General features: G+C 62.8%; 12 protein-coding genes and 1 pseudogene. 8 read left to right on the top strand and 5 right to left on the bottom strand.

Features of this window, described 5'->3' with window-relative positions; genetic code table 11:
- Position 1: 1 nt before the first annotated feature.
- Genes HG262_RS18545 through HG262_RS18520 form a run of 6 tightly spaced genes read left to right on the top strand, consistent with a single transcriptional unit; the run spans position 2 to position 5,249 of the window.
- Complete coding sequence (locus HG262_RS18545; protein WP_169272408.1) at positions 2-571, top strand: carboxymuconolactone decarboxylase family protein; 570 nt, start codon at positions 2-4, stop codon at positions 569-571.
- A gap of 33 nt (positions 572-604) precedes the next feature.
- Positions 605-1,405 (top strand): SDR family NAD(P)-dependent oxidoreductase, encoded by an 801-nt coding sequence (locus HG262_RS18540; protein WP_169272407.1) that lies wholly within the window; start codon positions 605-607, stop codon positions 1,403-1,405.
- Positions 1,406-1,456: 51 nt separating this feature from the next.
- Positions 1,457-2,461 carry a tripartite tricarboxylate transporter substrate binding protein gene (locus HG262_RS18535; protein WP_169272406.1) on the top strand — a complete coding sequence of 335 codons (1,005 nt, stop codon included), beginning with the start codon at positions 1,457-1,459 and terminating at the stop codon, positions 2,459-2,461.
- Between the two features lie 13 nt (positions 2,462-2,474).
- A complete protein-coding gene (locus HG262_RS18530) occupies positions 2,475-3,284 on the top strand; it encodes an amidohydrolase family protein (RefSeq protein WP_169272405.1) in 810 nt (269 codons plus the stop codon).
- A 29-nt stretch (positions 3,285-3,313) separates the two neighbouring features.
- Positions 3,314-4,252, top strand: a complete 939-nt coding sequence (locus tag HG262_RS18525; protein ID WP_169272404.1) for an SMP-30/gluconolactonase/LRE family protein — start codon at positions 3,314-3,316, stop codon at positions 4,250-4,252.
- 28 nt (positions 4,253-4,280) lie between these two features.
- Entirely contained in the window at positions 4,281-5,249 is a 969-nt protein-coding gene (locus HG262_RS18520; RefSeq protein WP_169272403.1) for a tripartite tricarboxylate transporter substrate binding protein, read from the top strand.
- Positions 5,250-5,325: 76 nt separating this feature from the next.
- Here HG262_RS18520 and HG262_RS18515 read toward each other — a convergent pair whose 3' ends face one another.
- From HG262_RS18515 to HG262_RS18505, 3 genes are all read right to left on the bottom strand, one after another.
- Positions 5,326-6,261 (bottom strand): tripartite tricarboxylate transporter substrate binding protein, encoded by a 936-nt coding sequence (locus HG262_RS18515; RefSeq protein WP_248293410.1) that lies wholly within the window; start codon positions 6,259-6,261, stop codon positions 5,326-5,328.
- A 160-nt stretch (positions 6,262-6,421) separates the two neighbouring features.
- The gene (locus HG262_RS18510) at positions 6,422-8,524 is read right to left on the bottom strand and encodes an acetate--CoA ligase family protein (protein ID WP_169272401.1); all 2,103 of its coding nucleotides are present in this window, start codon (positions 8,522-8,524) and stop codon (positions 6,422-6,424) included.
- Positions 8,521-9,327, bottom strand: coding sequence for an enoyl-CoA hydratase/isomerase family protein (locus HG262_RS18505; protein WP_169272400.1), 807 nt, complete (start codon positions 9,325-9,327; stop codon positions 8,521-8,523). The genes HG262_RS18510 and HG262_RS18505 overlap by 4 nt, the downstream gene beginning before the upstream one ends.
- A gap of 126 nt (positions 9,328-9,453) precedes the next feature.
- On the opposite strand from HG262_RS18505, the gene HG262_RS18500 reads away from it, so the two are divergent.
- On the top strand, positions 9,454-10,275 hold the full coding sequence (locus tag HG262_RS18500) for an IclR family transcriptional regulator (protein WP_169272399.1): 822 nt from the start codon (positions 9,454-9,456) through the stop codon (positions 10,273-10,275).
- Positions 10,276-10,401: 126 nt separating this feature from the next.
- On the opposite strand, the pseudogene HG262_RS18495 reads toward HG262_RS18500, so the two are convergent.
- Positions 10,402-11,221, bottom strand: a pseudogene (locus HG262_RS18495) (alpha/beta hydrolase).
- A 60-nt stretch (positions 11,222-11,281) separates the two neighbouring features.
- On the opposite strand from HG262_RS18495, the gene HG262_RS18490 reads away from it, so the two are divergent.
- Complete coding sequence (locus HG262_RS18490) at positions 11,282-11,584, top strand: metalloregulator ArsR/SmtB family transcription factor (protein WP_211187505.1); 303 nt, start codon at positions 11,282-11,284, stop codon at positions 11,582-11,584.
- A gap of 83 nt (positions 11,585-11,667) precedes the next feature.
- On the opposite strand, the gene HG262_RS18485 is transcribed toward HG262_RS18490, so the two are convergent.
- Positions 11,668-12,306, bottom strand: a complete 639-nt coding sequence (locus HG262_RS18485) for a LysE family translocator (protein WP_169272397.1) — start codon at positions 12,304-12,306, stop codon at positions 11,668-11,670.
- Positions 12,307-12,522 lie beyond the last annotated feature (216 nt).

The raw sequence follows: 12,522 nt of genomic DNA, 5'->3' as shown, positions 1-12,522 counted from the left end.
GATGGCACGCGTCAGCCCCCCGCAAGTTCAGGACATGTCCGCCGAACAGAAGCGTATTTACGACCTTATCGCCTCCGGCCCGCGCGGCCGCGTGCGCGGCCCGTTGGCGGTATGGCTGCACCGGCCATCCATGGCAGCACCCGCCCAGGCGCTGGGCCAGTTCTGCCGCTACGACAGTTCCCTGTCGCCCCGCCAATCCGAATTCGGCATTCTCGTGCTCGCGCGCTGGTGGGGTTCGGAATTCGAATGGTGGGCGCATAAGCCCATCGCGCTCAAGGCGGGCGTGTCCGAAGCGGTGATCGATGCGTTGCGCGATGGCAAGCCCATTCCGTTTGCAGAAGCCGATGAAGCCCTGATCCACGAGTTCTTGACGCAGCTGCACGAGACACGCCGCGTGTCTGACGACGTCTACGCACGCGCCGAAGCCATGTTTGGCCAGCACGGCGTCATCGACCTGGTGGCGCTGGCCGGCTACTACACCCTGATTTCAATGACGCTGAATGTCTTTCAGATAGACCCCCCCGAGGGCGAGCCACACGAGCTGAAAGCCGCCGACAGCGCCAACCCTTAACACTGCATGTCATCAACAGATAGAGCGAAGATCATGAGCAAGAGGCTGGAAGGAAAAGTTGCGATCGTCACCGGCGCGGGCTGCGTCGGCCCGGGTTGGGGGAACGGACGCGCCGTCGCGGTGCGCTTCGCGCAGGAAGGCGCCAAGGTTTTCGCAGTGGACAAAAACGCGGATGCCATGGCCGAAACGCTGCTGCGAGCCAAGGACGCAGGCGGAGACATCACCGCCTGGACGGGCGACGCGACGGTCAGCGCCGACGTCCAGGCCATGGTGCAGGCTTGCGTCGAACGCTATGGCCGCGTCGACATCCTGGTCAACAACGTCGGGGGTTCTCGCCGCGGCGGGCCGGTGGACCTGTCCGAAGCGGACTGGGACGCGCAATTGGACTTCAACCTGAAGAGCGTGTTCCTGGCCTGCAAACACGTCATCCCCGTCATGCAACGCCATGGCGGCGGCGCCATCGTGAACACCGCGTCCACCTCCGGCATACGCTGGACTGGCGCGGCGCAGGTCGGCTACGCCTCGGCCAAGGCCGGCATCATCCAGCTGTCTCGCGTCGTCGCCGTGGAATATGCCAAGCACAACATCCGCGTGAATACGGTAGTGCCCGGGCAGATGCACACCCCCATGGTCGAAGCTCGGCTGGCCGGGCAACGCGCAGGCGGCAACGTGGATGCCCTGCTGGCCGAACGCCAGGCCCGCATTCCCCTGGGCTTCATGGGAGACGGCACAGACACCGCGAACGCGGCGCTGTTCCTGGCATCCGACGAAGCCCGGTTCGTTACCGGAACCGAGATCATCGTCGACGGCGGCATGAGCGTGCGCTGCGACTGACATCGCCCATTGAAAAGAGAGAGGCGCACAAAGCGCCTCCCAGGAGACATCATGAATGAAACGACGCAGTGCTTCTCGTCCCAGCGCAGGCGCATCTTGAACACACTGGCCGGCGCAGCGCTGTTGGCGTGTGGCGGCGCCCCCGCGCTGGCGGGCGCGTTTCCCCAAAAGCCGATCCGACTGATCGTCGCGTTTTCGCCGGGCGGACCGACGGACGTGCTGGCGCGGCTGGTCGCCAAGCGCCTGGGCGATGGACTGGGCCAGCAGGTCGTGGTCGAGAACAAGCCTGGCGCAGGCGGGAACATCGCCGCCGAAATGGTCGCGAACGCGCCCGCCGATGGCTACACCTTGCTCTACAACAGTTCGTCCATTGCGATATCGCCGGCATTGTTCGCCAACGACAAGCTCGATCCGGGGAAGATCTTCACCCCCGTCGCCTCAGTGGCGAACGTACCCTTGGTGCTGATCGTCAACCCCCAAGTCTCCGCCAACACGGCTGTTGAATTCGTCACGCTGCTCAAGGAAAAGCCCGGCAAGTTGAACATGGGTTCGTCCGGCAACGGCACCATCGATCATCTGACCAGCATTCTTTTCGCCCGCCAGACCGCCACCGACTTCGCGCATGTGCCCTACAAGGGCAATGCCGCGGCGCTTCCCGACCTGCTGTCGGGCCGCATTGAATTCATGCTGTCCGGCAGCCTGAATGCATTCCTGCCCTATGTGAAGGAAGGCAAATTGAAAGCGCTGGCCGTCACGACAGCAAAGCGCGTGTCGGTACTGCCGGAAGTTCCGACCCTGGCCGAGACCGTCGCCCCCGGCTTCGATTCCGGCACGTGGCAAGGCATTGTTGGCCCCGCTGGTATGCCCACCGATGTAACGGCCAAGCTGAACCAGGCCGTCAACGACGCCATCAAAGACCCCTCCCTCAAGGCCAGCCTGGACGCGCAGGGCGCCGAAGCCACACCCGGCACGCCTGCCCAGTATGGCGACTTGATCAAGTCGGAATACCGGCGCTGGAGCGCCATCATCAAAGAAACCGGCGCCACCTCAAACTGAATCGAGCCCACCCATGCCCCTGGCCCGTGAACGCTGGGATTGCCATACGCATATCTTTGGCCCCTGGAACGAATATCCGCTTGCCGAGCGCCCCACCTATGTACCCGACGCAGCCCCCTTCCAGGCACTGCAAGCCTTGCATGCCGAATACAGCATCCTGCGTGGGGTCATCGTCCAGGCCACGCCTTATGGCGATGACCACCGCGCTTTGCTGGCGGCGCTGTCAGCCAGCAAAGGCGCATATCGCGGCATCGCCGTCATCACGGAAAGCACGCCCGAGGAAAGCCTGACCCACATGCACCAGCACGGTGTGCGTGGCATTCGCCTGGGGATGATGAAGCATCTGGCCGGCAAGCCGGATGTCTCGCGTATGGGCGAACTGCTGACACGCATCAAGCCTTATGGCTGGCACGCGTTGGTGCATGCAGAGATGGCCGATGTGCTCGCTACCGTGCCCGCCCTGCTTCGGTATGACGTACCGCTCATCATCGACCACATGGCGCGTGCGCCCGTCGCACGCCCGCAGGAATGGCAGCCGCTGCTGGAACTGCTGCATCACCCCAGCCTCTGGATCAAGGTCTCGGGGGCTGACCGCGTGACGGATGGCGCGAACGGTTTCCAGGCCGCGCTGCCGCTGATGTCGGCGCTGATCCAGGGCGCGCCCGGCCGGGCCATCTGGGGCAGTGATTGGCCGCACGTCAACATCCGCTATCCCCAGCCGCGCTTGCCCGACCTGCTTGCCCTGCTGCGGCGCGCCTGCGGCGAAGACCCGGCCGCGCTGGATGCCGTGCTGCACGACAACCCCCGCCGGCTCTACGGCTAAGTCCATCCATCCCTTCTTGTGGAGGCCCTATGTGGGAACCCTCTCAACGCTACCCCGACCCCGCCATTCGAACGCTGGCGCCCCGATTTGAGAAATACCACCTGCTGTCCACCGCGGTGGAACGCCTGGCAACGGGCTGCCGCTGGGCCGAAGGCCCCGTATGGTTCGGAGATGGCCGATACCTGCTGTGGAGCGATGTGCCCAACGACCGCATCCTGCGCTGGGATGAGATCAGTAACTCGGTCCACGCCTACCGCACGCCCTCCAACCATGCCAACGGCAATACGCGCGACCGACAAGGCCGGCTGATCACCTGTGAACACCGTACCCGCCGCGTGACCCGCACCGAGCACGACGGACGCATCACCGTGCTGGCCGACAGCCACGCGGGCCGGCCGCTCAATTCACCGAATGATGTCGTGGTCAAGTCGGATGGTTCCATCTGGTTCACCGACCCGCCCTTCGGCATCGTCGGCCACTATCAAGGGGAACCTGCCCGCCAGCAACTGCCGGCAAACATCTATCGCATCGACGGTGCTTCGGGAGATCTCACCGTTGTTGCCGAGGGGGTGAACGGTCCTAATGGGCTGGCGTTCTCGCCCGATGAAAAGCTGCTGTACGTCATCGAGTCGCGCGCGCGCCCGCGCAACATCCTCGTGTTCCAGGTTCAAGACGACGGCGTCACGCTGTCGCGGCCGGATGTGCTGTTGAACGCCGGTTCCGGAACGCCCGATGGCTTTCGCGTCGATGTCGACGGCAACCTTTGGTGCGGTTGGGGAATGGGCACCGAAGAACTCGACGGCGTGCGGATCTTCTCGCCCGACGGCGAAGCCATCGGACATATCGCCCTGCCCGAACGCTGCGCAAACCTGTGCTTTGGCGGCACGCACCGCAATCGCCTGTTCATGGCGTCATGCACATCCATTTACTCGCTATACGTCAACACCCAAGGAGCATCCGGCGGTTGAATCGCTGGCTTCCAGGAGACCACACACCATGAAAAACAGCATCCTCAGCACCATTCTGGGCAGTGCCTTGGCGACCGCATTCGCGTTTGCCAGCGTCAGCATCGCCGCGCAACCTACGCGCCTGGTCGTCGCGTTCCCCCCGGGCGGTCCCGCCGACTCCTTGGCGCGCATTCTTGCCAAGGAACTTGAAACCGAACTCAAGACGACCGTCATCGTTGAAAACAAGCCGGGCGCCAACGGCGCCATCGCCGCCAACTATGTGATGCGCAGCCCCGCGGACGGCAGCGTACTGTTCCTGAGTTCGGCGGGCGCTATCGCCATCAACCCGTCTCTGTATGCGAGCCTGTCCTACAAGCCTACGGAAGACTTCACGCCGATTGCGCTGGTGGTGCACACGCCCGAAGTCCTGGTGGTGTCTCCCAAGACCCCTATCAAGACCGCCTCGGACTACGTCGCCGCTGCGGCCAAACGCAGTGAACCCGCCACCCTGGCCTCGTCGGGCGTGGGCAGCATGCCGCACATGACCATCGAGCTATTCAAGAACCAGACGAAGGTCGACTTCCTGCACGTGGCCTACAAGGGCGCCGCACCGGCCATCGCCGACACCATCGGCGGTCACGTTGAGGCATTTTTTGGGGATGTGTCGGGCCTGATGCCGTTTATCAATGACGGACAGCTCGTAGCGCTGGGCGTCGCGGCGCCCGCACGCTTGAAGTCCTTGCCCAACGTGCCCACGCTGGCAGAGCAAGGCATTCCGAACGTAGAAGCGAGCAACTGGTATGGCGTGTTCGCGCCGAAGGGCGTGTCGGCCGAGGTCGTGACCACGCTGAACGAAGCCGTACGCAACAGCCTGAAGGCCAACGCCCTGATCGCCAATCTGGCCAGCCTGGGCGTGGAACCCAGCCCCTCGTCGCCCGAAGCATTCCGCGATCTGGTGCAAAAAGACACCGCCAAATGGGCGGCGGTCATCAAGGCGGGTAACGTCAAGGCCGAATAAGGCCATCCCGCAAGACCACGTGCAGCGCGCCCCAACTGGGGCGCGTTTTTTTGCCTTTCAGTGATATCGCCGGCGTTCAAGGGTTGTCGGTGATTCCCGCATCCTTGATGATCTTGCTCCACCGGCTCTCTTCCTGCTTCACGTATTCGCCAAGTGCGGCGGGCGTCCCCACGCTGGCAACCAGGCCCTCCAGTTCCAACGCCGCCTTGAAGTCAGGCTTGCCCGACACCCTTTTGATGGCCGCGTTCAACTGATCGATGACGGCAGTGGGCGTGCCTCGCGGGACAAACACGCCATACCAGCTGTCTACGAAGTATCCCGGCTCACCCGATTCGGCAACGGTGGGCACGCCCGGATACGACGGCGAACGGTCCTTCGTGGTGACAGCCAGCGCGCGCAGCTGACCGTTCTTTATTTGTCCGCTGACGCTGGCAGACGTCGAGAAGATCATGTCGATCTGCCCACCCATAAGGTCGTTGATCCCCGGGCCCGCGCCCTTGTAAGGCACGTGCAGAATATCCACCTTGCCGAGGCTCTTGAAGAGCTCGCCCGCCAGGTGCGCGGACGTGCCATTCCCGTACGAGCCAAAGGTCAGTTTCCCCGGGTTGGCGCGCGCATAGTTCAGAATTTCCTGAACGCTCTTGAACTTGGACTTCGGCGACACGACCAGCACATTGGGGGACTTCCCGATCAGCGCCACGGGCGCGAACGCCTCGTCGGTATCGTAGGGCAGCTTCTTGTGAATGGCCGGGTTCACCGCGTGAGCGAAGGTCGACATCAACAAGGTGTAGCCATCCGGCGGACTCTTGGCCACGTTCTCGGTGCCGATGATGGTGCTTCCGCCGGGGCGATTCTCCACCACCACCGATTGGCCTAATTCATCGGAGAGCCCTTTAGCCAACTGACGCGCAACAATGTCAGTGCCGCCCCCGGGCGTGAATGGCACCACGATGCGTAACGGCCGTTCCGGGAAGGCGGCCCATGCCTGGGGCGCTGCCAGCACACCCATCATCACCCAAGCAGCGCCCAGCGCCTTGACCCGTCGCGTCGCGATCTGGCTAGTTTTCATGCGTTGTCTCCTGATATTTCTTGCGCCAGTCTGATTGCGGCGCATGAGAAAAGTGTAGGAGCGGCAAACCTGCTTGCCACCCCTTCAATTCCACCTGATGGAACTAGCTCGACGCCTCTTGCAAGATGGCGATGCCGTCGGCCGCGCATACCCCTTGGCCTAACGGTTTGACGAACAGCGGATTGATCTCGGCTTCGAGCAATTGGCCTTGCAATGCGCCTGCCATGCGAGAGAAGGCCAGCACGGCCTCGATCAGGGCCGGCACGTCGGCGCGTTCCCGTCCCCGGTATCCGTCAAGCAACGGCCACGTCTTCAGGCGCCGCAGGGCGGCCTCGACTTCGTCGGCCGTCAGCGCCGCGCCGTCTTCCGGCAACAGCAGCAGCGTCGTATCCCGGATCAGTTCGGCCACCACTCCGCCCATGCCCAGCAAAATGGCGGTGCCCAAGGAGTCCTTGTGCAAGCCCACAATCACCTCTGCCGCGCCAGAGACCATTTTCTGAACCAGGTACGCCTCGGGTTCACGGCCGGTATGGCGCTTCACGTCCGCCGCCATTTGCCGCAACCGCCGCGCCATGTCTTGCGGCGCGACGTTGACGGCAACCCCACCCACCTCGCTCTTGTGCGTGATCTCGCTGGACAAGAGCTTCAAGACCACGCGCGGCCCCAGTTGCCGGGCGGCCTCGACCGCTTCGGCTTCCGAGCGCACCGTTATCTCTCTGACGCCAGGCACGCCAAAGCGGGCAAACAACGCCTTGGCCTGCGCTTCATCCAATGAACCCTTTTCCTCGCACACCACCGGGGTCGGCGTCACGGTGCGCGGACGACCCGCAACGTGCGCGCCGCGTGCTTGCACCCGCCACATTGCCGACAAGGCGGCGCTGACGCTCTCTGGCGCATGGAATGCCGGAATGCCGTAGCGGCTGAGCACCTCCGCCGCTTTCGGAGCATGCGGGCTGATATAGGCCATCAAGGGTTTGTCGCTTAGCGCAAGCGAATCCCGGAGCGCACCGGCCATCAGCTCGGGCTGCGCCACCGCCGACGAACCGACAATCACGACCAGGGCGTCGTAGTCGTCGCTTTCCAGCACGATACGGATGGCGCTGCGCAGCAGATCCGGCTGCAACCCCGCCAGCGTCACATCAATGGGGTTTCGGTCCAGCGCCGCGTGATCACCGGTCTGCAAGGCACGCAACGCTGCGCCCGTGCGTGCGTCCGGCGCGGGCAGCGTGAAGCCGGCCACGCCCAGGCAATCCGCCACCAGCGTACCGGCGCCTCCCGTTGACGTCAGAATCGCCACCCGCCGGCCGCCCAGCTTGCGCTCATTGGCCAGCGCGGCCGGAATATCGAGCAGATCCGAGAACGTTTGCGCACGAATGATGCCCACCTCTTCGAACAAGGCGTCATACATGCCGTCGGCGCCCGCCAAGGCCCCGGTGTGCGACGCCGCCGCTTGCGCGCCGGACTCCGATCGCCCGATCTTGAAAGCAACGATCGGCTTGCCGGCGCGGGCCGCCTTACGAGCGGCCGCCATAAAAGTCTTGGGATTGCGGATACTTTCCACGTACAGCGCGATCACGCGGGTGGCCGGGTCGTCCGCCAGCGCATCAACAAAGTCGGCCAGGTCCAGGTCTACCTCGTTACTCGTCGAGATCAGCTTGGAAAATCCAATCCCCCGCGCGGCAGCGCGCGACAGAAGCGCGCCCAGGATGCCGCCGCTTTGCGACACCAGACCAATGGCGCCGCTGTGCAGCAGGTCCACCTCCAGCGCGCCGCTGGCGGACAGGATGATGCGGTCGGTCAGATTGACCAGCCCGATCGTGTTCGGTCCAAGAATGCGCATGCTGCCCGCCGCTTCGCGCAACTCGCGCTGACGGCGGGCGCCGTCCTCGCCCGTTTCCGAGTAGCCGCTGGCCAGCACAATCGCGGCCCCCGTCCCGATGGCGGCAAGATCCCGGATGGCTTGTTGCGTGCGCTCGGCGCCCAGCAGCACGATCGCCACGTCCGGCGCCTCCGGCAAGGACCGCACGTCGGGATAGCAACGCAGGCCATCAATCTCGGAAGCCTTGGGGTTGATGGGATAGATACGACCCTGAAACCCGTGCTTGCGCAGATAGCCCACCGGCCGGCCGGACGTCTTGGCCGGGTCCTCCGACGCGCCCACGACGGCCACGCTTTGGGGTTGCAGCAGTCTGGACAAGCCACTCATTTTGCGTCTCCCTTGGCCGCGGCCATCTTGGCCAGGAACGCCGTCACTGACTCGCGATGCTCCGTGCTGGTGTAGCAAATGCCCTGCGCCTGGCTACCCATGGCAAAGATCTGGTCCGCGGTCAGCTCGGAACTCTGATCCAGGATCGATTTGCTAAGCGCAAGCGCGGTCGCCGACCCTTGCGCCAATTCCGCCGCCCACGCCTGCGCCGCCTTCAGTTCGTCGCCAGCCGGCGCCAGGCGGTCGGCGATGCCCAGCGTGAACGCTTCGTCAGCCGCGACCTTGCGGCCGGAATAAATCAAATCCTTGGCGCGCGCCAGCCCTACCCGCCTGGGTAAAAAGTACATGCCGCCTCCGTCCGGAATCAGGCCGCGAGCGATGTAACTCCAGGTGAACGACGCGCTTTCAGACGCAACAATGAAGTCGCAGCTCAGCGCGGTGTCCGCCCCCAGCCCAGCCGCCGCGCCATTCACGGCCGCAATCGTCGGCTTGGGCATGCGATACAGCAGGCTGACCGCATGGTGCACCCGCTGCTGGCGCGACCAGCCGTTGAAAGCCACCTCGCCTGCCGGCGCATCCATGCGGCGCTGCATGCCGGAGATGTCGCCACCCGCGCAGAACCCTTTTCCTGCGCCGGTCAGGACCAGTGCCTTGACGGCGCGATCCTGAGCAACGGACTCCAGCGCATGGATCAGCTCGGCGCGCATCGGGTCGCTGATTGCGTTGCGCTTCTCCGGCCGGTTCAACGTCAGCGTCGCCACGCCACGATCCGATTGAAGTTTGATGAATTCGTAGTCCGCCATCTCTAAGCTCCCTGATATCGAAAGGCCAGCAGTTCCTGTTGCAGGATTTTTCTTCGCTAGCTCTGACGACACAGTAGGCGGTACAGTCGCTGAAAACACTTCCCTATTTCCACAGAATGGAATTGCATGGCTGCTCCCGCCAAGCCCGAACCCGTCGCTCAAACCCGTCACCGTTTCGATGGCGTCAGCCAGAACCGATCCCTGGAACGCGGTCTGGAAATACTGCGCGCGTTTCGCCCCGGCACCGATTTGTTGGGCAATGGCGAACTGGCGGAACGCACCGGACTATCTGCGGCGACAGTCAGCCGGCTGACGCAAACCCTGGTGACCAGTGGCTTTCTGGAACACGACCGGGCAGCACGCGCCTACCGGCTTGCCGTACCAGTGCTGAGCCTGGGGCACGCCATGCGCGCCGCCTCGCCCGTGCTGAAGGCGGCCACCCCGCTGATGCAGGAGCTCTCCACCAAGCTCAAGGTCAATGTCGGCCTGGCCGCGCCCGATCGCGCCGAGATGATCTACCTGGAATCCATCCGGTACAACCGTAAACCGTCTTTACGCACCATCGTGGGGGGCCAGCGCGTGCCCATCGAACTGACATCGCTGGGACGCGCCTATCTGGCCACATTGGACGCGGCCGTTCGCGATACGCTGATACGCAGCATCAAGCGAGGCTACCGTAGCGCAACCTGGAAGCCCGTCGGCGCCGGCATCGATGCCGCGATCGCGCAAGTCCACGCCGATGACTACTGCATCGCGTCCTGGCAGCCTGGGGTGGTTGCGATGTCAACGCCTCTGAGATGGCCGGGCGGGCGGACGCTGGCGCTGAATTTGAGTCTGACGACCGACGAGCCATGCGCGCGGATGGCGCAACGATATGTTGGAGAGCTGTTGGCGCTGAAGGATCGTATTGCCCATGAATTAGCGCTTTCTGATCCAGGCACTTTGTGATCGGGAAGGCAGCACTGTTTGCGCCTCATTCACCAAGATCCTGGATCGACGCAACATCGCGTCGAGCGGTCGGATGGAATCGGAGGCCGGCGTCCTCGTAGGTCCGCTACAGGCCAATCGCTGCCGTCAGGCGTCGGCGAGCTGTTTCAGGACGGCCGCCACAATGGCTTCCGGTCGATCTTCCTGCACAAGATGGCCTGCATTCCTGATTGGGACACAGGGGCTGTCCGAAATCAGAGAAGCCAGAGTTTCACCGGTCTTGTACGGAATCCAGTTGTCGTTCTCCCCCCCACAAGACCTTTACCGGGCAGTCCATAATGCGATATCTATCCTGAAGCACATCTGTGTACTTCTGATCCATCTGCGCAATCTGCCGATAAAAGGCGGGCTGGCCGATCGGGCCCAACCAGGGCCTGCTATAGACATCGAGCGCTTCATCAGAGAGAGGATTATGCGCTGCCGTCTGCAAATAGGCTTTCAGGAGCGCGCGATGCATGTAATCGGGCATTCCCGAAAAGGCGTGCTCGTGCCTGCGGACGTGTTGGATCAAGGGCGATCCCCAAGGAGCCAGGGCAACGGCGTCAAATATCGTCAGCGAGGCGTAGCGTAGCCCGTCCAGGTAATACGCGCGTAAAGCGGTAGCACCGCCGAAATCGTGCGCCAACACATCAGGGCGCTCAAGGCCCCACTCATTGAACAATGCTGAAAGCACCGTGTTTTGCACGCCGAGTGAGACATCCTGATCTTCTCGCATTTCGGATTGTCCATAGCCCACCAAGTCGAAGAAGTAGACGGTTCTGCGATCGACAAGCTGCGGCACGATCCTGCGCCATACCTGTGACGAAAATGGCGTTCCATGGATGGCGACGAGAGGTGGCCCGTTGCCACATTTCCCCCATCTGACGGCGCTTCCTTCGATCATCGACGTATTGGATAAATCCAGCACAGGCGCCCCTCATATAGTCAGTTAGCTAACTGACGATATACTAGATGGATGAACCGCTCAATGCAAATTAAGGCCATGGCCAGCGAAGTCCGTATGTCTGTGTTGCGGCATTTAGCCGACGCGAAAAAACACTTCGGACATCAGTGGTCAGCAGACCCCGAGGAATTCGGGGTCTGCATGACTTTGATCGCCGAGGCAATGGACATATCGCAGCCGACTGTAAGCAGGCATCTGGATATCCTGAAGCAGGCAGGATTCATCACCGTTCGCAAGCATCAGAAATGGTCATACTGCAAAAGGAATGAAGCGGTGATCCAAGACTACCTGGCATGGTTGCAACAACAATTGTCGACTCCAGCATAGGTCCATTTCGGGCCGGAGACGGGCATCTGCAAGGGCCCCTCTCCGGGCCAGGAACCGTCATTCGGCGCGGATGAGATAGCGCGTCAGCGCGCCGGGCGCGTGCCCAAGGCCGTGAGCACGCCCAAACCGATGAATGATGTTCCCGCGAGCCGGTTACCCCAGCGGCCGCCCCATGCAGCCCGTCTCAGGCGTGGAGCGACAAGACTTGCCATCAGCACGTAGATGACGTCGGTGCAGCAAGCGATACCCACGAAAACACCCCCGAGCGCAACGGTCTGCATCAGCGGGTTGCCGTGAGCGTCCATGAACTGGGGCAGGAAGGCGGCGAAGAACAAGGTGGTTTTGGGGTTCAACAGCGCGACCATGAAGCCGTCTCGAAAGACACGCCACGAGGGCTGCGCCAGCACCTGCGGCGTTGCGTCCGCGCCTGGCAACGTCGTCCTCCACATCCGGATACCCAGATAGACGAGGTAGGCGGCGCCGGCCCACTTCACGGCGGTGAAAGCGGCTGATGACACGGCGAACAAGGCGGCCAGCCCCAGCGCGGCTCCCAATGCATTAGAGAAATTGCCAAGCGCGACGCCCAGTACCGATGCAAGACCGGATGCGCGACCCTGCGCCAAAGTACGGGCCACGATGTAGACGACGGCGGGTCCGGGGGTGATAGCCAACACCAGGCTGGCGCCAACAAAAGCCAGGAGCAAAGGCATGTCGGGAAGCATATGAACTCCAAATATTGAGGTGGCAAGTATCGCTGGACCCCTTCAATTTACAAGGAACCCCCCAAGCATTGGTGAATTTCTTGTCCCAGTGATTGCCGGTATTTCGATCTTGTCCTCTAACTATTTCGATCGTAAAGTGTGGACGGCATCGTCGCTACAAGGTCCACACGCGGGCCTTTTTGTACAGGGGTAACCGGCCCTTATCTGGCTTATTTA

Origin of the sequence: Achromobacter sp. Bel (genome assembly GCF_012928505.1) — a bacterium.
Lineage (GTDB): Bacteria > Pseudomonadota > Gammaproteobacteria > Burkholderiales > Burkholderiaceae_B > Achromobacter.
The sequence above is the reverse complement of the archived record's forward strand: the minus strand, read 5'-3'. Positions and strand labels throughout refer to the sequence as shown.